Source organism: Pseudomonas campi (assembly GCF_013200955.2).
Lineage (GTDB): Bacteria > Pseudomonadota > Gammaproteobacteria > Pseudomonadales > Pseudomonadaceae > Aquipseudomonas > Aquipseudomonas campi.
The window spans coordinates 2186379-2210016 of record NZ_CP053697.2 but is presented as its reverse complement, the minus strand read 5'-3'; the positions used below and the strand labels follow the sequence as shown (position 1 = coordinate 2210016).

Genomic DNA, 23638 nt, shown 5'->3' with positions numbered 1-23638 from the left:
CCCACCTATGCCCGGATTCAGCCCAGTTGCGCCAGCATGTCCGCCAGCACGCCATGGCGGATCTGTCGCAACAGGCGCAACTCGCCCGCGCTCAGGCGCAATTCCAGGGCCTGCTGTAGCTGCTGCTCGGCGGCGGCGGGCAGGGCGGCGAGCAGTGCATCGAGCAGGCGCTGGCCGATCTTTGCCGGCAGACCGAGCACTTCGCCAAACGCCAGCACGTCGGCCCGGCGCAGTTCGGCAAAGCGCCGGGCCTGGCCCATGGGCCAGGACAGTTCGGCCGCGCCCCAGGCATTGTCCCGTGCGTAGACACTGGTGCTGAGCAGGTCGTAATGCGGGGTGAGCTCCACGCCCTGGGCACCGACGAAGAACGACAGGTTTTTCAGGTGTGCATCGTTATTGCCGAGCAGGGCATTGAACAGGGCCCAGCGGAACAGCAACTGGCGGCTCAGTGCCTTGCTGCGACACAGCTCGACCAGGCGCTGCAAGGTTTCCAGGGTGGCCATGCGGTACTTGTAGAGGCGGTCCAGGGACAGCAGCTGGCAGGCGTCCAGCACATGCCGGCGGCGCAACTGGCCATCGGCCAGTTCGCGGTCGAAGCGCTGCACCAGGTACACCGATTGCGGCACCCGGCGCAGTTCGACAGCGGGCACCGGCAGCTTCACCGCCCGCGCAATGGACATCACGAACCACTCGTTGGCGGCGCTGTGCGGGTAATTGTCGCTGTCCGGATGGTCGGGCTTGAGGATGTGGGTAGAGGGCGCATGGCCCACCGGCTCCAGCAACTGATTGCCCTGCAGCACGATGGCCAGCTTGTGCTGCGCTCCCGCCAGGGACATGCGTTTGGGCGCGGCCTGGCCGAGCGACACCCGTGGCAAGGCGCTGATGCGCTGCGCCAGTGTCGGTTCGGCCAGCGGCTGCAAGGCGCCTGCAGGCAAGGGTTGGCCCGGCGGCAGGAGGGTCAGCGCGCCGGCCGATTCGGCCCCGTAATAGGCCAGCAGACCAAACGCATCGGCCACCTCGACCTGTGCATCCTGGGCCAGCAGGGTGCGGGCCTGTTCTTCCGGCAGCAGATTGTCGAAGAACCACTGCACCGGTCGCTGGCTGCCCCCATCGCGGATGCTGCCCAGGCTGCGCGGCAGTTGCGGGGACAGGTCGAAGCTGCGGCTAGCGGCCAGCCACTGCGGGTCATAACTGAGCTGCCAGAGGTTGTCCTGCTCCTCCAGCAGGCCGACGACGTGCTCGTTCAGCCACAGTTGCAACTGCCTCATGCGGATTGCCCGTCCAGGCTATCCGGCACTTCCAGGTGGATGCGTACCCCCAGTTCATCGAGCAGGCGCAGCAACTTGCCGAGCTGAACGGTGCCTTTGCCTTGTTCGACGTCACGCAGGAACACGTGGCTGGCACCGATGATGGCCGCCAGGTCGTCCTGGCGCAGGCCCTGCTGGCGGCGCAGGTCGCGGGCCAGGGTGCCGATATCGGCTGCGTCGCGGATGGGAATCAGGGTCATGACAGGCTCCTAATCTAAGCTGCAGCTTAGATTAGCCCTGTGGCTGTCTATTTTTCAACCAAATCTAAGCTATGGCTTAGATTTTATGGTTTCACGGCCTTCGAGCGATAAAATCTAAGCTACAGCTTAGATTTATCCTGCGGTTCCGGCGAAGTGCCTGGCGCACCGCGATTTTTTGCCGCAATCCACTGCGCCATGTACTGGGTGCTCTTGAGCATATGGTGGCGCAGCATGCCACCGACGAAGTTGGCGCGGCGCTCGGCCGGCAGATTGGCGCGCAGGGCCAGCAGGCGCTCGACCAGCGCCTGGCCGGACTGCTGGCGGTCGAAGCGTTCGGCCAGGATGCGCGCGCCATTGGCCTGGGCCTGCAACCACAGGTCCTGATCCTCGTGCAGCGCCACGGCGGCATCGGCAAAGGTCTGGGCATCCTTCACCACCGCGCCGCCCCAGGGCAGCTCGCCGGCCATGCCTTCGCTGCCGATCGGCGTGGTCACGTTGGGCGTGCCGCAGGCCATGGCATCGGCCAGTTTGCCCTTGATCCCGGCGCCGAAACGCAGCGGCGCCAGGCACACGCGGGCCTGCACCATCACCGCATGGGCATCGTCGGCCCAGCCCAGTACATGGAAACCCTGCTTGGGGTTTTGCAGGGCCGTGGCCTTGGGCGGGGTGTAGGAGCCGTAGACATGCAGCTGCGCCTGCGGCAGACGCTGGCGGATCAGCGGCCAGAGCTGCTGCTTGAGCCACAGCACCGCGTCCCAGTTGGGCGCATGGCGGAAGTTGCCGATGCTGAGGAAGTGCGCGCGCTCAGCGAAGGACGGCTGCACGGTGGCCGTGGGAATCAGCATCAGCGTGCAGTGGTGAAGCAGGGCGGCGGGCACGCCGAACTGTTCACGCAGCAGCTGCTGCTCGAAATCGGAGATCAGCAGGGTCAAGTCGCTGCGGTAGATGGCGGCGATCTCGCGCTGCGCCATGTCGTCCATGGCCATAACGTTGAACAGCTCAACGGCTGTGGCGCTGACGGCGCCTTGCTGGTGTTTTTCCGCTTCGCTGCTGCAGGCCTGTTGCGCCGCCTTGAGCAGGCGCTGACGGGCATCGCGCAGGCTGTGCAGGTCGCTGGTTTCGAGGATGCGCAGGGCCTGCGGACAGGCCCGCTCGACCCGCCAGGCGAACTGCTCCTCGCTGAAGAAACGGTCGAACAGCACCAGGTCCGGCTGCAGCGCGCTGACGAAGGTATCGAAGCTGTCGCAGTTGAGGGTGATCGGCACTTCCGGTACGTCGAGCGCGGCCAGGTCGGCGCGGTGTTCGGACAAGGCCGCCGCGCTGGCGAAGGTCACTGCCCAGTCCTGGGCACGGAACAGCTCGATCAGTTCGATCATCCGGCTGCCCGCCGCCGAGGAACGTGGCTCAGGCCAGACATAGCCGATGATCAGTACTTTCATGTGCGTGCGCCGAAAAAATGCAGGGCGCGAGTATAACCGCCGGCAACAGACCCCTGGCACCGATCGCCCTCGTTTCAGTCTGGAGGTGCGCCAGCGCACCGATAGTGGCAGGCATTGGGCGCAGTGTGTGTAGAGGGCTCGATGCAGCGTTTTCAGCCACGTACAAGCTGGCATGGAGGCCAGCGAATACAGGCCACCCGTGCCCTGTCGATCGGATCGAACGCCCGCAACGAGGAGAAGCAACATGTCATTCGCACTCTATATCGCTGGAGCCCTGATCTTTATCGGCGGGCTGATTTACGGCGCCGTGCTGCTGGAAGTTCCCATGCAGTGGATCGCCGTGGGCGCCTTGGTAACCCTGGGGCTGGCGTGCCTGAGTGCGGTCAAGGTGACGCGGCAGAAGGATTCCGGGGAATAGGTCACGGCAGGGCGCCTGCTTCGCAGCGCCGAAAAGGTCCCGTTTGCAGGTGTTGGCGCAGCCCAGTTCAGGTGCTGCGCAAGAGGAGAAGAAAAGATGGACGCAGTCAAGATCGTCGCGCTAGTGCTGATAATCGCTGGAGCCTTGGGGCTCGCCTATGGTGGCTTCAGCTACACCAAGGAGACCCACAACGTCGACGTGGGCCCGTTGCATATGGAGGTCGTAGAGAAACAGCAGGTCAGTATCCCGACCTGGGCCGGCTTGGGCGCCATCCTGGTGGGCGGGGCTTTGCTGCTCATACGCAGGAAGGGCTGAACACAAAAAAATCCCCACGGGCTGGAGCAGCGCCGTGGGGAAGGAATGGCCGACAAAGGAGGAAGTCGACCCAGGAGGAACTGGTTTGCTGTAGGGCGGGTGAAACCCGCGCGCGGGGTGGATAACGCGGGTTGCACCCGCCCTACGTTCAGGCTTGCGGCTGCCAACCTCCGCCAAGCGCCTTGTAGATGGCGACGATGCCGCGGTACAGCTCGACCTCGGCTTGGGCCTGGGCGTCTTCGGCGGCCAGGCGTTCGCGTTCGGCGTCGAGCAACACGAGAAAATCCACCGTACCTTCGCGGTAGCGCACCTTGGCTTGTTCGGCGGCGGCGCGGCTGGCTTGCGACTGGCGCACCAGGGCGAGCAGGCGCTGTTGGCGTTTGGCGTAGTCGCTGAAGGCGTTTTCCGACTCTTCCAGGGCCAGCAGCACCTGCTGCTCGTAACCAGCCAGGGCGCCATCGGCCTCCGCTTCGGCGCCGCGCAGGCGGGCCCGCACACTGCCCAGATCAAATGCAGCCCAGCTGATGGTCGGCGCCACGCCCCAGGCCTGGGCGGCGGAAGCACCCAGCTGCGAACCACGCCCGGCGGTGAAACCGAGAAAACCGGACAGGCTGACCCGTGGAAACAGGTCGGCGGTAGCCACGCCGATATTGGCCGTGGAAGCAGCCAGCGTGCGTTCAGCCGCGCGGATATCCGGACGGCGGCGCAGCAGCTCGCCTGGATCGCCAATCGGCAGGGCCTTGGCGATCACCGGCAGCGGTTTGGCCGACAGGTCTACCGTCAATCGTTCCGGCCGCTGGCCGAGCAGGGTGGCGATGCGGTTGCGCGCCCGTGCCTCCTCGGCCTGCAGTTGCGGCAGGCTGGCTTCGGTGGCAGCCAGGCGCGCGTCACTGCGCAGTACATCCAGTTCGCTGCCGATACCGGCGTCGCGCAGTTGTTCGGTGAGTGCGCGTGACTGGCTCTGGTTCTTCAGGTTATCGCGGGCAATTCGCTCCCTGAGCTGCGCACCGCGCATATCGCCGTAGGCATCCACCAGTTCGGCGATCAGGCTCACCTGCAGTTGCTGCAGCTCGGCTTCGGCCACTTCGATCTGCGCATCGCTGGCTTCCAGCTGGCGCTGGATGCGGCCGAACAGGTCGAGCTCCCAGGCCATGTCCAGGCCCAGGTCGTAACGCTCGGTTTTCACCCGTTGTTCGGTAATCCCGGGTTGCTGGGCCTTGCCGAATTCACCGCTGGCGCGACTGGAGACGGTGGGCAACTGGTCGTTGGCCACGTCATCGCGAATCGAACGGGCGGCGCGCAGGCGGGCGAAGGCCACGCGCAGCTCGCGGTTTTCCTGGAGCGACTGCTGCACCAGCTGGTTCAGGGTCGGGTCATCGAACTGCTGCCACCAGACCGCCTCGAAACGACTGCGGTCATAGTCGCCGGCTTCCAGGCTGCTCAGCTTGGCCGGTTCGGTGGCCGGGGCCTGGTAGTCGGGGCCGACGGCGCAGGCACTGACTGCCAGGGCGAGCAGGGCGGGCATCAACGGCTTCATGCGTGTACCTCCTGCAGGCGGGCGGCTTTCTGCGCTTCGCGCTTCTCCACGAAGCCGCGAATCAGCACATAGAACACCGGGGTCAGCAGCAGGCCGAAGAAGGTCACCCCAAGCATGCCGCTGAATACTGCGACGCCCATGGCATGGCGCATCTCGGCGCCGGCACCGGAAGACAACACCAGCGGCACCACACCCATGATGAAGGCGAAGCTGGTCATCAGGATCGGCCGCAGACGCAGGCGGCAGGCTTCCAGCACCGCGCTGACGCGGTCCATGCCTTCTTCCTGTTTTTCCTTGGCAAACTCGACGATCAGGATGGCGTTCTTGCACGCCAGGCCCACCAGTACGATCAGGCCGATCTGGGTGAAGATGTTGTTGTCGCCACCGGCCAGGATTACCCCGGTGATGGCCGACAGCAGGGTCATCGGCACGATCAGGATCACCGCCAGCGGCAGGCTCCAGCTTTCGTACTGGGCGGCCAGCACCAGGAAGGCCAGCAGCACGCAGAGCGGGAAGACGAAGATCGCGCTGTTGCCGGCGAGGATCTGCTGGTAGGTCAGGTCGGTCCACTCGAAGCTCATGCCGTTGGGCAGCTCTTCCTTGAGCAGCTTGGCCATCGCCGCTTCGGCCTGGCCGGAGCTGTAGCCGGGCGCCGCGGCACCGTTGATCTCGGCGGTGAGGAAGCCGTTGTAGTGCATCACCCGGTCCGGACCTGAACTGGCGCTGACCTTGAGGAAAGCCGACAGCGGCACCATTTCCCCGCGGTTGTTGCGCACCTTGAGCTGGCCGATCTGCTCCGGTTCCAGGCGGAACTGCTGTTCGGCCTGCACGTTGACCTGATAGGTACGGCCAAAGCGGTTGAAGTCGTTGGCGTACAGCGAGCCCAGGTAGATCTGCATGGTGTCGAAGATGTCGCTGATCGCCACGCCATGGGTCTTGGCCTTCTCGCGGTCGATGGCGGCATCGATCTGCGGCACATTCACCTGATAACTGGTGAACACCGACATCGGGTCCAGCTCCGGCAGCTGACGGGCCTTGGCGATGACGTTCTGGGTCTGCACGTACAGCTCGTCGTAACCCAGGTTGCCACGGTCCTGCACCTGCAGGCGGAAGCCGCCGATGGTGCCCAGGCCTTGTACCGGCGGTGGCGGGAAGATGGCGATATAGGCGTCCTGAATCTCGCTGAACTGCGCGTTCAGCTCGGCGGCAATGGCGGTGGCGCTCATCGACGGATCACTGCGCTCATCAAAAGGTTTGAGCGGGGTGAAGACGATGCCGCTGTTCGGGCTGTTGGTGAAACCGTTGATCGACAGGCCGGGGAAGGCCACGGTGTTTTCCACACCGGGGTGCTTGCCGGCGATTTCCGACATCTTTTTGATCACTGCTTCGGTGCGATCAAGCGTTGCCGCATCCGGCAGCTGGGCGAAGGCCACCAGGTACTGCTTGTCCTGCGCCGGTACGAAACCGCTCGGCGTGGTGGCAAAGCCCAGGTAGGTCAGGCCCATCAAACCGGCGTAGACGAACAGGGCGATGCCGCTACCGCGTAGCACGCGTTTCACCGTGCCGACGTAGCGATGGCTGGCGCGGTCGAACACCCGGTTGAACGGCGTGAACAACCAGCCGCCAAACAGCTTGTCGAGCACCTTGGAGAAGCGGTCTTTCGGCGCGTCGTGACTTTTCAGCAGCACAGCGGCCAGGGCCGGGGACAGGGTCAGCGAGTTGAAGGCCGAGATCACCGTGGAGATGGCGATGGTCAGCGCGAACTGCTGATAGAACTGCCCGGTAAGCCCAGAGATAAAGGCGGTCGGCACGAACACGGCGCACAGCACCAGGGCGGTGGCGACGATTGGCCCGGTGACTTCCTTCATCGCCTGTTTGGTGGCTTCCACCGGGGTCTTGCCCAGGCCGATATTGCGTTCGACGTTTTCCACCACGACGATGGCGTCGTCCACCACGATGCCGATGGCCAGCACCAGGCCGAACAGCGACAGCGCGTTGAGCGAGAAGCCGAACATATGCATCACGGCGAAGGTGCCGATCAAGGATACCGGCACGGCGGCCAGCGGGATGATCGAGGCGCGCCAGGTCTGCAGGAACAGGATCACTACCAGTACCACCAGCACGATGGCTTCGAGCAGGGTGTGCACCACCGCCTCGATGGAGCCGCGCACGAAGATGGTCGGGTCGTAGACGATTTCGTAGTCCACGCCCTGTGGGAAACTCTGCTTCAGTTCGGCCATGCGGCCACGCACCGCATCGGAAATCTCGATAGCGTTGGAGCCGGGACGCTGGAACACCGGGATGGCCACCGCCGGCTTGTTGTTGAGCAAGGAACGCAGGGCGTACTGGCTAGATCCCAGCTCGATCCGCGCGATGTCCTTCAGGCGGGTGATTTCGCCATCGGCACCGGCGCGGATGATGATGTTCTCGAACTCTTCCTCGCTGACCAGACGGCCCTGGGTGTTGATCGACAACTGAAAGCTGTTGCCGGCATCGGAAGGCGGCGCACCGAGGGAACCGGCGGCGACCTGACGGTTCTGCTCACGAATGGCGTTGACCACATCGCTGGCGGTGAGGTTGCGCGAGGCCACCTTGTTCGGGTCCAGCCACACGCGCAGCGAGTAGTTGCCCAGGCCGAACAGCTGCACATCACCCACGCCATCCAGGCGCGCCAGTTCGTCCTTGACGTTGAGCGCGGCGTAGTTGGACAGGTAAAGCATGTCGTAGCGGTCGTCCGGCGAGGTCAGGTGCACAACCATGGTCAGGTCGGGCGAGGCCTTGTCGACGGTCACGCCGAGCCGCTGCACTTCGGTGGGCAGGGTCGGCATGGTGCGGGTTACGCGGTTCTGCACCTGCACCTGGGCGTTGTCCAGGTCGGTGCCCAGAGCAAAGGTGATGGTCAAGGTCAGCTTGCCGTCGGCAGTGCCCTGGGAGGACATATAGAGCATGCCCTCGACCCCGGTGATCGCCTGTTCCAGCGGCGAGGCGACGGTTTCGCCGATCACCTTGGGGTTGGCGCCGGGGAAGGCGGCGCGCACCACCACGGTCGGCGGCACCACTTCCGGGTATTCGCTGATCGGCAGCTGGAACAGCGAGATGGCCCCGCCGATCAGGATCAGCAGTGACAGCACAGCGGCGAAGATCGGCCGCTGGATAAAGAATTGCGAGAAATTCATCGTCTTCTACCTGTTAGCTGCGCGGCGCAGTGGCGGGCTTGGCGGCTTTCTCGGCCACGCGCGGGGTGGCGCTGGCGTCCACGGCCTGGCGTTGACTGGCCAGGGCGGCGAGGGTCTGCTCGTCGGCCATGGGCACTTCCTGCGGATCGACCGTCGAGCCGGGGAAGGCGCGCTGCAGGCCGTTGACCACAACCTTCTCGCCCTGGGCCAGGCCCTTGCGCACGATGCGCAGGCCTTCCAGCTTCGGCCCCAGCTCGATGGCGCGGTATTGCACGGCGTTGTCCTTGTCGAGGACCAGGACGAACTTCTTGCCCAGGTCGGTGCCGACCGCGGCGTCCTGGATCAGCGTGGCGTCGTACTTGCCGCTGCCCACCAGTTTCAGCCGTGCATACAGGCCGGGGGTGAAGCGGCCGTCACGGTTGTCGAACACGGCGCGGCCACGGATGGTGCCGGTCTGCGGGTTGACCTGGTTGTCGAGAAAATCCAGCTGACCGAGGTGCGGGTTGCCGTCTTCGCTGGACAGGCCGAGGTAAACCGGGCTGGCATCGCGGGTCTGGCCGCCGGACTGGCGGGCCAGCTCGACGTACTTGAGGAACACGCGCTCGTCGGCGTCGAAATAGGCGTAGACCTTGTCGGTGGAGACCAGGGTGGTCAGCAGCGACTGGCCGGCACCCACCAGGTTGCCTTCGGTGATCTCGGCGCGGCTGACGCGACCGTCGATGGGCGCGGTGATACGGGTGAAGCTGAGGTTGAGCTTGGCACTCTCCAGTTCGGCCTGGGTTGCCGCGACATTCGCTTGGGCTGCGGCAGCGGCACTGCTTCGGGCATCGGCCAGTTCGGCGGAGATCGCGTTGCTCTGGCGCAGGCGCTCGCCGCGGCGGGCTTCGTTGTCGGTGCGGGTCTGGTTGGCACGGGCCTGCTGTACTTGCGCTTGCAGCCGCTTGACCTCGGCCTCGAACGGGCGCGGGTCGATCTGGAACAGCAGGTCGCCTTTCTGCACCAGGCTGCCTTCGCGGAAGGCCACGCGGTCGATGTAGCCGGACACGCGCGGACGCACTTCCACCGACTCCGGAGCTTCCAGGCGACCGGTGAACTCGTCCCACTCATTGATCGGTTGCTGAATCACTTCGGCCACGCTGACCTTGGCGGCCGGGTGCTGGGCGGCGCTTTCCGGCGCCTTGCCGCAGGCGCTGAGCACCAGGATTGCGGCGAGGGCCAGGGGGTAGCGCAAGAAGGGGGTAGGAAACCGGTCCATGTGAGAACTCCGCCAGATTGGATTTACGAATGGGCGGAGTCTGCGACGCTGAGTTGCACGCGACGAATCGATCAATTCGAAGGTGAGTATCAGCAGGAATGATGATTGGCGGGCTTGTATCGATAAATCGCTATGTGCGCAAAGAGCGCCGAGATAGGGGGGTTACCTGGCCTCAGGCCAGGCTATCCGGGTCACCACAGAACATCTGGATCCGCGAACGCAACCAGCGCTCGGCCGGATCGTTGTCCTGGGCGCCGCGCCAGGCCATGTGCAGTTCGAAGGTTTGCGCATCGACCGGCAGGTCTTCCGAACGCAGGCCGCCGGCGGCGGTGAGGGCGGCAGCGGTGTAGTCGGGCACGGTGGCGACGATATCGGTGCCGGCGAGCAGGGTGCCGAGGCCGTTGAACTGCGGCACGGCCAGCACCACGCTGCGCTTGCGGCCGATTTTTTCCAGCGCCTCGTCGATAAAGCCGCTGAGGTCACCGGCGAACGACACCAGGGCATGCGGGCGGCTGCAATAGTCGTCCAGGCTCATGCGGCCCGGCACGCTGTCGGCGCGTAGCAGTTTGGCGGAACTGCGGCGCAGCACCTTGCGCTTGGCGTTGGCCGGCAGCTCTTCGGTGTAGCCGACGCCCACGGAAATTTCCCCGGAAGCCAGCAAGCCCGGCATCAGCAGGTAGTTGGCGCGGCGAATCACCAACACTACGCCCGGCGCTTCGCCGCGCAGACGACGCAATAGAGGCGGCAGCAGGGCGAACTCGACATCGTCGGAAAGGCCGATACGAAACACCGTCTTGCTGGTCGCCGGATCGAAGTCGGTCGCCCGGCTGACGGCGGTGGAGATGGAGTCGAGGGCCGGGGAGAGCAGGGCGAATATCTCGCCGGCGCGGGCGGTCGGCTCCATGCTGCGGCCGGTACGGACGAACAGCGGATCGTCGAACAGGCTACGCAGGCGGGCCAGCGCGGCACTGATTGCCGGCTGGCCGAGAAACAGCTTCTCCGCCGCGCGGGTGACACTGCGCTCGTGCATCAGCGTTTCAAAAACGATCAGCAAATTGAGGTCAACACGACGCAAGTCGTTGCGGTTCATGGCCGTCTTCCATGTGGGATGTGTGAAAGGTGCGGCTATGGCAAGCTGCCGTCAAGAGTGCAACCTGACGCGCTGCGACAGGTCTGTATTGATGAGCCCCGGATCATCCGCATTTATGGTGACTATCAATCTGTGCGGGTGGTTTTGCCGGGAAAGCCCGTATAGAGTCCGTGGCCATAGAGAGTCTACGGCGAGGTGTGTGATGTCCCGCATGATCCGTTTCCACCAGTTCGGCGATGCCAGCGTATTACGCTCGGAGGACGTGCCGACCCCGAAACCCGGCCCCGGCGAAGTCCTGATTCGTACTCAGGCCTTGGGCGTGAACTGGCGCGACGTGCTCTGGCGGCAGAACCTGGCCCCGGAACAGGCGCGTCTGCCGGCCGGTGTTGGCTCTGAATTGGCCGGCGTGGTCGAAGCCGTCGGCGAAGGTGTCGACGATCTCACCCCCGGTGTGGCGGTGGCCAGTTTCCCGGCCTTCAGCCTCAACCAGTATCAGACCTGGGGCGACCTGGTGCTGATGCCGCGTCTGGCGCTGACTCGTTACCCCGATGTGCTGACCCCCGAAGAAGCCGCCGTGCACTACACCGGCTATCTGGCTGCCTACTTCGCCCTGGTCGATCTGGCCAAGCTGCAACCCGGCCAGCATGTGCTGATCACCGAAGCGGCTCATTGCAATGCGCCGCAGGCAGTGCAGATGGCCAAGGCGCTGGGTGCCAAGGTCATCGCCGCCACCAGCGAATCCGCTAGCCGCGACTTCCTGCGTGAGCTGGGAGCCGACAAGATCATCTGCACCGAAGAGCAGGACCTGGTCCTGGAAGTCGAGCGCTACACCCAGGGGCAGGGCGTTGAAGTGATTTTCGACCAGTGCGCCGGCCCGCAGATGAAACTGCTCGGCGACGTCGCGGCGACCCGTGGCAAGCTGATCATCTGTGGCGTCAACGGCGGCAACGACGCAGCATTCCCGGCCTGCGCGGCATTCAAGAAACACCTGCAGTTCTACCGGCACTGTGTGCTGGATTTCACCGGCCTGCCGGAACTGGGTCTGGAGCGTAACGAGGAGGCTGTGCAGCGCGCGTTGAGCAAGATCAACCAGCTGACCGCGGACCGCCTGCTCAAGCCGGACATCAGCAAGGTGTTCGACGCCAAGGACTTCGTTGCCGCCAGCCAGTTCATGGAAACCTGTCCGGCCAACGGTCGGGTGGTGATGACAGTCACCGAGTAAGCCACCTTCCGCGCCGCCCGTTCTGGGCGGCGTTACCAACCCCTGAACAGACCGCCACTGGCACACAGGAATGCCCGGCCATGCTGCGCAGCGGCGGGCGTTCTAGCGCGCTGCAAGAGGGGCCGCGAGCCGGACGGGTTCGCCAAGCACCAAACGCTCAGCCCTGCGCGCATCGTCAGCAGCGAAACTAGCCGGCACCCACTCAGCGCTTCTGCAGATCGCCCTGCATCTGTTTGATGGCGGCAGCCAGCGACTGCTGGCGTTCCTCCAGCTCCTGTTTGCGTCGTTCGTTGAGCGTGCCGATATTCTTCGCCAGGTCGCGCAGCGGTTTTTCCTTGGCGATCACCCGGGTCAGCTCCGGCTCCGCCAGCACCGCGGCGGTTTGCGCCACCGCCTCCTGGGCGGCGGCGAAGCGGGGGCCCAGAAGGCGGGCGAAGGCCTGCAGTTCGTTGCTCAGATGGTCGGCCAGCTGGTCGTCCGGCTTGCCGCCGGCGCGGTTGGCCTTGGCGCGCAGTTCCGGCAGGTCCGGCACCTTGAGCAGGGTGCCGGCACGCAGGCTGGTGATCTGGTCCAGCTGTGGATTGGCCTGCAGCAGGGCGCCTTCGACCTTCTCGCGCTGGCGCGGGGTGAGCTTCAGGAACAGTTTGTCGGCCAGCTCGCCGAGGTTCTTTTCGCCGCGAAAGGTGGTGACGGCCATGTCTTGCTCTCCTAGAAGCCAATGATGTTGGTCAGCGCCATGTCGTTGGGGATGGGCGCGCCGTTGATGACCCGAATATTGCCGGTGCTGGTATTGCCGATGACGATGGCCTGCTTGACCTGGACATCCGGGTGCAGATGCAGGGTGTCGTGGTCACCCTGGCCGCGCAGGCGGTTGTTGCTGGCGTTGAGGGTGCGCGCCTGCAGCTCGCCGGATTGCGCGCCATCGTTGGCGGCGCCCAGCGTCTCGCAGTGATTGCCGGCGAACAGGCAATGTTCGAGGCTGGCGCAGAGGTTGAGCGGCACACTGCTCAGGTGCGCGCGCAGACGATTGTTCTGAATCGCCAGGTCGGCCGGCTGACGCGCGAGTGCATAAGCGCGGTTGGCGCTGAGCAGGTAGGTGCTTTCCGGCGCGGGCACCATGTAGGCGACGCTGAAGTTGGCCGGGCCGCCGAGCGTGACCGGGGCTATCTGGATTGCCCGCCAGATGGCGTTGACCGGTTTCTGCTGCTCGTCGTCGCCGACCCGGTCGACATGGTTGCCCTCGACCACGCTGCGCTCGAAGGGTGGCAGGATCTGGATGGCAACCATCTCGCCGCTGCTGCGATCCGGGCCGATGCCGAGGAAGCGATTGCCCACCACCCGCAGTTGGCCGACCGCCGCCGCGCGCAGGCCGGCGATGGCGGGTGAGATCACGGCGTCGCGCGCCACTTCGGCGATCAGGTTGTCGCAGAAGTCGCCGCGCTGCACGCGGATCAGCTGCACCGCGGCATAGGCAGTGCCATCGACATTCGCCGCCAGGCCCAGGTGGCGGCAGCGGTTGCCGGTCACGCCCAGGGTAGTGGCCGAACCGCCTTCGCCCATCACCAGGGCACCGAGACCGATACCCTCGATCAGGTTGCCGGCGATGCTGGCGTTGTCCAGATGCTGGTGGATGAGGATGGCGTTGCCCTGCAGTTGGCTCAGGCGGTTGCCCTCGATGCGCACGTCGCTCAGGCCCTGCGGGTCGAGGCCTTCCTCCAGCACGATGCCGTCGCCGCTGCGCTCGCCCGCGCCGCTGATCTCGTTATCGCGGATGCGCAGGCCATCCACCCCGGCGCGAATACCGTCGCCCTGGGTGTAGATGACGTTGTCGGCGATGGTGAACGGCGAACCCGGCAGCACCGCGCCGGTGGCCACCAGCGCCGTTTGCGTGCCGGTGATCATCAGGTTGCCGTCGATCCGTGTGTTGCCGTAGTGCAGGCTGATGCCGTCCAGGTTGAGGGCGCGCTGGCTGCAGAAGAACAGGTTGCGCGTCACCCGCAGTTCGGCGCTGAGCAGGTACTCGCCGGCGCGCACAATGCCGCGTTCGGCCACCAGGGCGCAGTCGTCGATGCTCACACCGAGCATGTTGCTGCCCAGGCTGATGGCGGCGCTGGTGCCTTCACCCGTGGCCAGGCACAGCACGTTGATGTGCTCGGCACGCAGGTCGACCGTGTTGCGCGCGCGCAGCGCCGCCGTGCTACTGGCACTGCTGGTCGAGGCGATCAGGCTGAGGTTCTCCAGGGCCACGCCATTGCTGGCACTGATGTCGATCACGCTGCCGGGCTGGCTGCCGACCAGCAGGCTGCCCCAGCCCTGGCCGCGGATGCGCAGGGAGTTGGCGTCGTCCACGGTCAGCGTTTCGCGCAGGTTGTAGGTGCCGATGCCCAGGCAGATGGTGCCACCGACATCCTTGATTGAGTCGATGGCCTGCTGGATGGTGGCCACGCCGCTATTGTGCCCCTCGGCGCTGACGCACACGGTGCAGTCGCAGCCTTCGCCCTCGGCAATTGGCGGCCACAACACGCGGCAGTCGGTCTCGTTGTCGGGGAAGTTGACCATCGCCAGGCGTGCGTAATGGTGGTGGATGCCCAGTGGTGGCGCCTGATTCAGTTCCTCGATGCTGGCATCCACGGTACGCGCGGCGAATACCCAGTAGTCGCCCGTCTTGAATTGGCCGCCGGCCGGGGCCAGGGCAAATTCGACCAGGATGCCGTGTTCGAGAAACAGGCGGGTGCCCACGGCGGGAATCACGATGTCGCCAGCGGCACCTGGGGCGTTGAGGTCCAGTACCTGATTGCCGTTCTCGCGGCGCACCACGCCGGCCTGGTCCCAGCGCCGCACGCGGGTGTTGCGCGCGGCCTGGGTGGCCTGCTGGGCGTTGGTGGGGAACATGCCGGCGGGTAGCGCCAGGTCGAACTGCAGGGTCCGCGCGCTTTCGTCTACGCCGCCGGCGACACGGATGCGCCGCAGCTCACCGGGCAGGCCATGCAGCTCGCGCCAGTCGTCGGTCACCTCGACCCAGTCGCCGTCATGGAAGCGCAGCACATCGTCGCGGCCGATGCTCTCGACGGTGATGCGATCACGCGCCGGATTGATATGGCTGACCCGCGAGGCCACCGTGGCGTTGTCCCGCGACCACTTGAAGGTGGCAGTGCCGAGAGTGCCGCCGCGGTGCACTTCGACCCGGTACAGCTGGTTCTCCAGCCCGCGATAGCCGGCGGCTGGCGGCACCTGGCAGGGGTCGGGCTCGAAATTCGGCACGCCGGTACTGGTCGACAGGCGCGCCGCCGAGGGCGCCGTGAGGGCTTGCCAGCCCGGCACATCTTCATCCTCGGTGGCACAGGTGCTGTTGCCGACATTGGCCAGCACCTTGACTTGCCACACCGTTTGCAGGCGTCCGGTGCTGTCCACACCGACCGCCTTCTCGACCAGATCGGGGGCCTCCACTGCGGTGACGTCGCGTTGCCAGACATCGACATACACCAGGTGCGGCCCGCCCTGGGGCAGTACCGGCGGATTGGGGTAGTAGGGCTGGTTGGCGTAACCTAGCGCGGCGCTGCCGGTCAGCTCGGCCAGGCGCGGTTCCCAGACGTTGGGCGCGGCGCCGTGGTTCTCCGCCAGCAGGCCGTCCACGTAGATGCGTCCGGCGCCGATGGTGAAGCTGCCGCCGCCGGCCTCGATACGAAAGCCATCCGGGGTGATGCGCGGCACCACGTTGCCGCCGAAGGTATCCAGCGCGCCGGCCTGGATGCGCCGGGCCAGCTGCGCCACCCACTCGTTCCAGTCGGCGTCCAGTTGGACCCGACCCTGTTGCATGACCACGCCGAGGAAGTCGCGGCGGGCGTCGAAGCGGACTCGACTCAGATCGAAGCTCATGATGCGCCCTCAGGATTCGTGAAAGATGCCGGCGCGCAGCCCGACTCGCAGGTATTCCGCGAGACGGATGCGCAGGTTGGTGACCCGTTGTGCGCCATACAGCTGGTGGAACACGCCCATTTCGCTCTCGTCGTCGGCGCCCTGGAGGATTTCCGCCGCGGTAGAGGTAGCGAGCTGGCCGTAGGCGGGAGTGCCGTAGCGCAGCGAGGTGAAACGCGGTGCGATGTGCCGGGCGGCCGCGCTGGAATCGGGCTGGCAACGGTGGCGGCGGGGCAGGATCGAGTTGAACGGCAGCCAGCTGAAGCGCACGCAACCGACCTGTTTGCGCTCGGCGCGTACCGGTACCGTCCAGCTGTCAGCCGGCGCCAGCGCGGCGAACAGGATGCTGTTGGAGATCAGCCCGACCTCGCTGGTGTGCAGCTTGCCGATCAGCGTGCAGGCATCCAGCGACAGCGCCGCGCCCGGTGCTTCGCCATCCATGGCGGCGAAGGCCACGCCGTCGCGGGCGGTGGCGTCGATCAGGCTATCGCTGGCCTGCACCACGGCGTGTTCGTGGGCGCGGATGGCGCCGACCAGGCTGCGCGAGATGCGCGTCTGCAGGCTGGCGATCTCCAGCAGCAGGCTCGGGCTGGCAGGCTGCAGCGGTTGGCCGCCGGCATCTAGCGCGATGCCGGGCACCAGGGTGCAGTGGTCCAGTTGCAGACGGGCCAGCAGGTTGCCGGCGCCGGCCGCTACCTGCAGTGGCGCGCCGCTGATCAGCAGGCCGTTGAGCAGGCAGGCGCTGTCTGCCGCGCCGCTGATGCTCAACTGGCTAAGTGCCAGGACCGGGCGCCTGCCGTTGCGCGCGCGGATTTCCACGGCGCCATCTGCCGCCACCTGGATATCCAGCGCCTCCTCATAGCGGCCGTTGTCGGTGATTTCCACCACCCCGTCGCCGGCGATCTCGGTCAGCGCCGCCACCAGCGTCGGCTGATCATCTGGCACCCGCACCACCAGGCGGCCGAGTGGTGGCGTGGGCAGGTCGGCGCCGCGCTCGTATTCGCCGCCGCCGATATCGGCCGAGAAGCCTTCGTGCCAGGTCAGCTGCACCTCGGCGGGGTCCGGGGCGTCGCCGGGCAGGGCGATGCGCCCTAGCAGCGGGTCGATGGAATAGGTGCCGTCCGCCGGTGGCGTGTGGGCCCAGCCGGCACCGTCGTCGCCGAGGTGGCAGATGCAGATCTGCTCGCGCTCGATCAGCGTGCCGTCGACCCACAGCTCCAGGCTCGGCGCCGGGTTGTCCAGCGGCGCGCCGGCATTGGCGCGCACCCCGTAATGCCGCGCCAGGTGCGCCTCCAGGCGCCGGCGCGACAGCGGCCAGGGCACGTTGTCCGGCTCGGCCAGGTGGCCGATGTCGTCCTCCACCCGTGGTTTGTTGTACAGCGCCAGGTCGTGGCCCAGCGGGCTGGCCCGGTAGCGTCGTGGGCCGGCGCGCAGACAGGGCGCCTGGCTGCGCGAGTAGGCCTGGATGCGCCACAGGTGCAGGCCGACGTTGGGGATGTTGTGCCGGCCGCGACCGGTCTCGATGCGGCGCACGTCGACGCTGCGGTTGGCCGTCTCGAAGGCTGTGCCCAGCCACTCCAGCGCCTGTTCCTGACGCAGGTCGGGGGCCTGCAGCGCCTGCGGTCGCGGGTGGTTCATGTACTGGGTGGCGCACAGGCGCTGGAAGTACTCGACGGCGCGGGCGTCCCAGCCGGTGACGTCGCGGGCCAGCTGTTCCAGCACGGTGGCGGTGCCTTTGCGCCGACGCAGGGCAATGGTGTGGGCGACCTCGGCGCGCGGGCTGGCGACCTTGGGCACCACCTGATGCAGGCCCTGGTAGCCGATCAGGTCGCCGATATAGGGCACCACCCAGTCGGCGCAGGTCTCGATGAACAGGTCGTCGTAGAGCTGTTCCAGGCCTTCTTCGGCGATGCCCAGCTGCTCGGCCAGCAAAGCCACCAGCTCCTCCAGCGGGCCGCGCTCGAAGCCTTCGGCCTCCGCCAGTTCCGCATCGCGGATGCGGTGGATGGCCGGCAGCAGGGCGAACAGCGCTTGCGCATCCAGGCTCATGGCAGCACCTCCAGTTCCAGTGGGGCGTCGGCCAGGGTCAGCAGCTCCGCCGCCTGCGGCAGGCCGCTGAGCGAGGCCACCGGCAGCGCGGCATACAGGCGTGGTGCCAGGCCCGGCGGCTGGCCCTGGCGATACAGACGGCTGACCTGCACCGCCTGCACCCCGGCGATGCCGTGGGCCACCGCCGCCAGCTCGTCGACCGACACGGTCTGGCCGAAATCGCGCTTGGCGAAGCCGAAATGTTCGCGCAGCGCGGCCTCCACCTGGCTGAGCACCAGATCACCCTCGTATTCAGCCAGCACCTTGACCGCCAGGCGGCAACGGAAGCGCGCATCGGTGTAGCCGACCATGCGCAGCGGCACCAGTGGGTCGCCGTAGGCCAGCAGCGCGGCGCGCAGCGAGGCATACACGGCGTCGCCCTCGGCCACCGTCGCGCCTTGCGCACCGGCCAGGCTGAGGAACACGCCACGTGCCGGGCCACTGGGAATCCACAGGGCGTGGGCCTTGTCGATACCGGCGAAGGCGCGGGCGAAGTTGGCGTAGTCGGCGATGGACACGGCGCGGTCCAGGGTCAGCACCGTCAGCGGCGCGTTGCCGCGAGCCTGGTCCAGCGATTCACCATCCTCGCCGCCGCTGGCCGGCACCGGGTTGACCACCTCGCTGACGCCAAGCGGGCGCGAGAGCAGGGTGGTGAGCTTGCCGGCGGGCAGGTTGCCGGCGCCGCCGAGGCCCTTGCGGTAGCGCACGCGCACGTTGCTGTGGCCGCTGGGCAGGCGCGCGCCCTCGTTGCCGTCGCCGAACTGCAGGGTGGTGTAGCCGGCCTCGTCCTGGCTGGTTTCGTAGCTGCGCGCATTGGCGGCCGCGTGGTACAGGGTCGGCGCCTCGCTCCACAGCACGTCGTTGATCCGCAGTTCCAGGGACGAGGCGCGGCCACTGGGTGTGCTGGCGCTGAGGTAGGTCAGTGGCGCCTGGTTGAGTGCGAAGCGCTGGTTGGCCTGGGCCGCGTTGCCGTCACCAAGGATGGCCTCGACCGTCTCGCCGTGGCTGGCCGGGGCGACGTTGGCGTTGATGCGCAAGGTGGCGCGCTCGAACACATGCTGCAACGGCGTCTGCAGCTTGAGGCTGGTGCGGTCGCGGTCGTGACTGAGGGCATTCTCGGTGTCGCCGATAAAAGCGATCTGACGCACCAGCGGATCGTCCTTGTGGCCCACGGCCAGGCGAATCTGGCTGGCCTTGGCCTGCAAGCGGCCGCTGCGCCCGTCGCGATCCAGCACCTGCAAGCGCAGGTTGACCGACGCGCTGCCAAGCAGCCCGGCGAACTCTTCGGCGCCTAGCGCCACCGGGATGCTGCCGAACAGGCGGTCGGCGGCGCTGAGCATGAACAGCTCATCGCCTTGCTCCAGCGCCACGCTGCCGCCCAGGTCCAGCTGCAGGGCCAGGCCGCTGGCGAGCAGGGCGATGCGCTGGCGCCGGCCGGACAGCGCCAGGGCCTGGCCCGGCTGCAGGCCGTCGACGCGCCGGTCGAGTTCGAGAAGATCGCCATACGCTGGGTGGAACAGCGGCGTGGCCAGCGTCTCCAGCGCCTCGCTGTGGGCCAGCACCAGGGTCTGGCGCAGCGGGAAGGTGGTGGAGCTGAGGTTCTCGTCGGTGTCCGGGGTGATGCGGGTGATCTTGCCGGACAGGGCGAAAGCGCTGCGGGTGCGATGGATCACCCGCATGGCGCGGTACAGCTCGACATAGCCGGGCAGGTCGGCGCTGCCATAGGCCGGGTTGTTGGAGACCAGGGCGAACCAGCTGCCGGCGACGATCTTGGCGTTGTCGGTGTCCAGGTCGACGGCGGCCGGATCGACTGTGAAGTTGGCCCAGCGCCAGTTGTTGGTCGTGGTCTTGTCGATCTGGTGGCCGATCTGCGGGTTGTCCGGGCCGAACAGGTTGGGATCGGGCGCGTTGTGACCGAACAGCGCCGTGCGCTGGCGCAGGGCAAACACCCGGGCACCGGCGCCACTCGGGCTCATTGCCGGGAAGCCGCTGCCCAGCGGGTGATTCCATTGCAGACGGGTGCGCCCGTTCTCGCTATCGGCTTCGACCTTGGCCAGCACGCGCACGTCCCAGCGCTCGCTGCCAGGGTCGCTGAGACGCTCGTCGCCGACGATGAGGATGGCGTCGCCCACCTGCAGCTGGTGAAGAACCCCGGCCAGCCACAGCTCGGTGTCGCCCTTGCGCGGGCGCCAGGCGCGGCTGGCCTGGGCCGGAATGGCGTTCCAGGCGGCGCGGGCCGGCGCCGGGGCGAGGGTCTCGAAGGTCTGCGCCTGTTCGTCCTGGCCGGGCACGCTCTGCACCTTGCTGCCGACTGGAATGACGATCGGCTCGCTGGGCATGCCCGGCGCGCTCTGCAGGGTGAACGCCAGGTGGGTGGAGGCCGCTACGCCCGGCGCCGGCCGGTAGCCGATCAGGCGTGCCATCTGCCGCACCGACAGCTGCTCGGTGGCGGTGCGCAGGTAGTGCTCCTGGGCGTAGCGCTCGGTGTAGAAGCCGAGCACGTCCAGCGAGCAGGCCAGGGCGTCGGACAGCGCCAGGGTGAAGTCGCTGGCCTCGCGGCTGGTGAAGGCAGCCAGGGCCGGATATTCGGCGCTGGACAGGCGCGCCTGCAGGCTGTCCATGAAGTCGCCATGGCGGCCGATGCGATAGTCGATCGCCGGCAGCCCCGGCGGGTTGTCGATGCGCTGCGGGGTGTCGGCGTCCACGCCGGTGCAGCAGTCACAATCAGTTTTGCTGGCCATCACTTGCCTCCATGCAGGTTGAGCCGCAGCACGCCGTGCTCCGGAAAATTGGGATCGTTGTCGAGGCGCACGATTTCCAGGCGGCCGAGCGCCATGAAGCCATCGGCCAGTGGTTTGGGGTCGATCTGGCCCTGGCGCTGGAAGCGCGTCACCTGCACCGAAGCCACGCCGGGCACGGTGCGCGCGGCGGCGTACAGCGGGCTGAGGAAGAAGGTCTGGCCGAAGCTGAAGTTGTCCGGGTGAAACAGGCCGCGTGTGCCGTCGCCGCGCTGACGGCTACCCAGCACGTCGAGCAGGCCGTGGCGTACATCGCTGCGGAAGTAGCCGGCCTTGACGCAGACCAGCAGGTCGATCTCCAGCGACACATGCAGCGGCTCGTTCACCCGCAGGTCATGGCCGGCCATGCGGTAGCGGTCGAGGTGCTCGACCACGTTCTCGGCGAACGGCGCATCGACCGGCTCGCCGCCCTCGCGATCGACGGTAACGAACACCGTGTGCCAGCTGCCGGTCCAGCGCAGCCCTGCAGCGGCGCGCTGCACGCCGTCCAGGCGTTCGGTGACTTCGGCGTAGTCGGCCGGGGTGACTGCCCGCTCCTGGGTGCGGAACGCCTGCGGCGCCGCGCGGCGCAGCTCGGCCTGGTTCTCCGCGGCGATGCCGCCGTGGGCCGGCAGCGGGTTGCTCACCGCCTCGATGCGCGCCTCGGCGCTGACCACATGGGCAATGCTGGCCGCGCCGACATTACCAGCCGGGCCGTTGCCGACCCGGTAATAGGCGCGAAAGTCCATGCCGCTGTCCGGCCGGCGGCCGTGGCGGTCGTCGCCGAAGCGCAGGTGGGTGCTGCCATCGTGCTCGGCCTCGACGACGAAGTGGCGGTCCTCTGCCTTGCTGTCCAGCAAGTTGCGCTGCACGTTCCAGTGTTCCGGGCTAGCCTCCAGGCCGCTTTCCAGGCGCAGGGCGGGGATCGCGTCGGCGGCGCGCCAGTGCAGCGCGCTACTTGCCGAGGCCTGTGGGTCGAACAGCACCCACTCGCGGCGCAGCAGGCCGCCATCCAGCACCCGCCGCACCACGCGGCCGCGGTGGGTCACCGGGCCCTCGGCCAGCAACGGGCGATAGCGCGGCGGCAACGGCTCTGGCGCCACGCGCAGACAGGCGCCGCCGCTGGCCGGGTACTGCATCCTGGGCGCCGGCACGCTGCCCAATGCTTCGCCAATAACGCTGCGGCCGTGGTCGACCAGGACGATATTGCCCAGCGCCACGCTGACATCGTCCAGCTGCAGGCTGCCGTGGGCCTCGTCGGTTTCGCTGGAGATGCACAGGGCAAAGGGCAGGGCGTCGTCGGCGTGCCAGGCGATCTCGGTAATTTCGCTGTCGTCCAGCGGATCGAGCAGTGGGTCCGCGCCGTCGAAGGCGCGCACCTGGGTCAGACGCACCGCGTGGCGCCGCGCAGGATCGGCGTCGGCCGCCTCGCCAGTGAGCGGGCCGAGCACTTCCTGCAACACCAGCACGTCGCCCACCGCCAGGTCCGGCAGGTGGCCGCGCAGGGTAGCGGCGGTGGCACCGCTCGCCAGGCAGCAGCGGGCGTCACTCCAGGTGTGGAAGAACAGGCGGTTGTGCGCCTGGTTCAGGCTGGCCTGGTGCATCGGTTCGAACACCAGGGGTGAGCTTTGCAGCGCCTGGCGTTCCTCCGGCGAGTCGCTGAGGATGCGCGGCGGCACGCCCGGCACGCGGGTATAGAAACGCAACCCGTCCGGCAGCGGGAAGGGCCCGCCGCTGACCTGTAGATGCAGCCAGGCGCGGGCGTTGCAGCCCTCGTGCAGCTGGTAGTCCACCAGCAGGGCATGGCGGCGCAGGCTGCTGCGCTTGCGCGCGGTATGCAGGTAGGCCTCGGTGGTGACGGCGTCGAGCTGGTAGTGCTGCAGGTCGCCGACATAGGCGATCAGCTCGCCCAGGGTGGTGGCCAGGTCGGCCGGGCTGCGGTCGCGCCAGCCGGGCATCTGCCGGGCCAGGCGATCCATCACCAGGCGGCGCAGGCTGGCGTAGTCGCGGGCCAGGTAGTTGATGTCCGGCGCCGGCGTGGCGGGCTCGGCACAGTCCTGTTGCGGGCGGCAGTCGAAATCGCTGGGGCACTCGACCTTGAAGGCGAAGTCCACAGCCGACAGACGCGGGTCGAAATCCTCCAGTGGCGTGTCGAGGGAGCCGGCCTGGCCTAGCCGCAGGTGGTAGGTGGAGTGGTCGCCATCGGTGTCGGTGCGCAGCACCAGCACATGCTCGGGCTCCACCAGAGCTAGGAACAGAGCCTGCTCGGCGGCGCTGGCCTGGGCCGGTGGCGTGCTGGCGATGCCGAGCCACTCGACGCTCACCCGGCGCACGCGTTCGCCGCCGCTGATGTGCAGGTTGTCCACGCTCAGCCCGGCCGGCACCGGCTTGAGCAGGCGGACCAGCAGGGTGCGCTGGCGCGGGCTGCCGGGCGGTGCGTCGAGGTCGAGCACCTCCAGGTAGTCGATGCCGTTGAGGCTGGGGTGGGCATCCACCAGCGCGCGGCGGTTCTCTTCGCAGCAGTGGTAGATCATGGCGTCGCTCCCTGGACGAAGCTGTCCTCGCGCCTCTGGTTGGTGCGGCGGATGCGGTACTGCACCTGCACCGCCAGGCGCGCCTCGACGGCGCTGACCTCGACCGATTCGACCAGGATCAGGTCGGCCAGCCATTGCTGCAGCGCGCCCTGCACGAGGAACTGCACGGTGGCGGCCAGCTCCGGGCTGTTGGGCGCGAACACCAGCTCGCGCAGGCCGCTGCCGAAGTCCGGGCGCATCACCCGTTCGCCGGGCGCGGTAAACAGCACCTGCTCGATCAGGCCGCGGATCCAGCTGGCTTCATCGGCCTCGCGGCTGCGGCCGTGGCCATCGAAGGCGTAGGGAAAGTGCAGGCGCTGGGTCAT

Annotated in this window: 16 protein-coding genes; 3 read left to right on the top strand and 13 right to left on the bottom strand. The window is 67.2% G+C overall.

Annotated features, from left to right (window positions below; all coding sequences use genetic code 11):
• Window positions 1–17: 17 nt before the first annotated feature.
• The 3 genes from HNE05_RS10220 to HNE05_RS10210 all read right to left on the bottom strand — a co-directional run bounded on the left by HNE05_RS10220 (window position 18) and on the right by HNE05_RS10210 (window position 2946).
• The gene (locus HNE05_RS10220) at window positions 18–1268 is read right to left on the bottom strand and encodes a HipA domain-containing protein (RefSeq protein WP_173206527.1); all 1251 of its coding nucleotides are present in this window, start codon (window positions 1266–1268) and stop codon (window positions 18–20) included.
• Window positions 1265–1507, bottom strand: a complete 243-nt coding sequence (locus HNE05_RS10215) for a helix-turn-helix domain-containing protein (protein WP_173206524.1) — start codon at window positions 1505–1507, stop codon at window positions 1265–1267. Before HNE05_RS10215 ends, HNE05_RS10220 begins: the two co-directional genes overlap by 4 nt.
• 119 nt (window positions 1508–1626) lie before the next feature.
• Window positions 1627–2946: a glycosyltransferase gene (locus tag HNE05_RS10210; protein ID WP_173206521.1), complete on the bottom strand. Its 1320-nt coding sequence runs from the start codon at window positions 2944–2946 to the stop codon at window positions 1627–1629.
• A 244-nt stretch (window positions 2947–3190) separates the two neighbouring features.
• Here HNE05_RS10210 and HNE05_RS10205 point away from each other — a divergent pair, with 244 nt between their 5' ends.
• The gene (locus tag HNE05_RS10205) at window positions 3191–3364 is read left to right on the top strand and encodes a hypothetical protein (protein ID WP_173206518.1); all 174 of its coding nucleotides are present in this window, start codon (window positions 3191–3193) and stop codon (window positions 3362–3364) included.
• A 96-nt stretch (window positions 3365–3460) separates the two neighbouring features.
• The gene (locus HNE05_RS10200; protein ID WP_173206515.1) at window positions 3461–3679 is read left to right on the top strand and encodes an LPXTG cell wall anchor domain-containing protein; all 219 of its coding nucleotides are present in this window, start codon (window positions 3461–3463) and stop codon (window positions 3677–3679) included.
• Window positions 3680–3827: 148 nt separating this feature from the next.
• Here the strand turns inward: HNE05_RS10200 and HNE05_RS10195 are convergent, their stop codons facing one another.
• The 4 genes from HNE05_RS10195 to HNE05_RS10180 form a co-directional block, all read right to left on the bottom strand.
• Complete coding sequence (locus HNE05_RS10195) at window positions 3828–5216, bottom strand: efflux transporter outer membrane subunit (RefSeq protein ID WP_173206512.1); 1389 nt, start codon at window positions 5214–5216, stop codon at window positions 3828–3830.
• Window positions 5213–8392 (bottom strand): efflux RND transporter permease subunit, encoded by a 3180-nt coding sequence (locus HNE05_RS10190; RefSeq protein WP_173206509.1) that lies wholly within the window; start codon window positions 8390–8392, stop codon window positions 5213–5215. The genes HNE05_RS10195 and HNE05_RS10190 overlap by 4 nt, the downstream gene beginning before the upstream one ends.
• Window positions 8393–8405: 13 nt before the next feature.
• Window positions 8406–9647, bottom strand: coding sequence for a multidrug efflux RND transporter periplasmic adaptor subunit MexE (gene mexE, locus HNE05_RS10185; protein ID WP_173206506.1), 1242 nt, complete (start codon window positions 9645–9647; stop codon window positions 8406–8408).
• Window positions 9648–9819: 172 nt separating this feature from the next.
• Window positions 9820–10737 (bottom strand): LysR family transcriptional regulator, encoded by a 918-nt coding sequence (locus tag HNE05_RS10180; protein ID WP_240008844.1) that lies wholly within the window; start codon window positions 10735–10737, stop codon window positions 9820–9822.
• Between the two features lie 202 nt (window positions 10738–10939).
• Here HNE05_RS10180 and HNE05_RS10175 point away from each other — a divergent pair, with 202 nt between their 5' ends.
• Window positions 10940–11959, top strand: coding sequence for a zinc-dependent alcohol dehydrogenase family protein (locus HNE05_RS10175; RefSeq protein ID WP_173206503.1), 1020 nt, complete (start codon window positions 10940–10942; stop codon window positions 11957–11959).
• Window positions 11960–12161: 202 nt separating this feature from the next.
• Here HNE05_RS10175 and HNE05_RS10170 read toward each other — a convergent pair whose 3' ends face one another.
• The 6 genes from HNE05_RS10170 to HNE05_RS10145 are packed head-to-tail and all read right to left on the bottom strand — an operon-like array spanning window position 12162 to window position 23638.
• A complete protein-coding gene (locus HNE05_RS10170) occupies window positions 12162–12656 on the bottom strand; it encodes a hypothetical protein (RefSeq protein WP_173206499.1) in 495 nt (164 codons plus the stop codon).
• An 11-nt stretch (window positions 12657–12667) separates the two neighbouring features.
• The gene (locus HNE05_RS10165) at window positions 12668–15835 is read right to left on the bottom strand and encodes a DUF6519 domain-containing protein (RefSeq protein ID WP_173206496.1); all 3168 of its coding nucleotides are present in this window, start codon (window positions 15833–15835) and stop codon (window positions 12668–12670) included.
• A gap of 9 nt (window positions 15836–15844) precedes the next feature.
• Window positions 15845–17923, bottom strand: a complete 2079-nt coding sequence (locus HNE05_RS10160; RefSeq protein WP_173206493.1) for a hypothetical protein — start codon at window positions 17921–17923, stop codon at window positions 15845–15847.
• On the bottom strand, window positions 17920–20703 hold the full coding sequence (locus HNE05_RS10155) for a putative baseplate assembly protein (RefSeq protein ID WP_173206489.1): 2784 nt from the start codon (window positions 20701–20703) through the stop codon (window positions 17920–17922). Before HNE05_RS10155 ends, HNE05_RS10160 begins: the two co-directional genes overlap by 4 nt.
• A complete protein-coding gene (locus tag HNE05_RS10150; protein WP_173206486.1) occupies window positions 20703–23273 on the bottom strand; it encodes a putative baseplate assembly protein in 2571 nt (856 codons plus the stop codon). Before HNE05_RS10150 ends, HNE05_RS10155 begins: the two co-directional genes overlap by 1 nt.
• A complete protein-coding gene (locus tag HNE05_RS10145) occupies window positions 23270–23638 on the bottom strand; it encodes a GPW/gp25 family protein (protein WP_173206484.1) in 369 nt (122 codons plus the stop codon). The genes HNE05_RS10150 and HNE05_RS10145 overlap by 4 nt, the downstream gene beginning before the upstream one ends.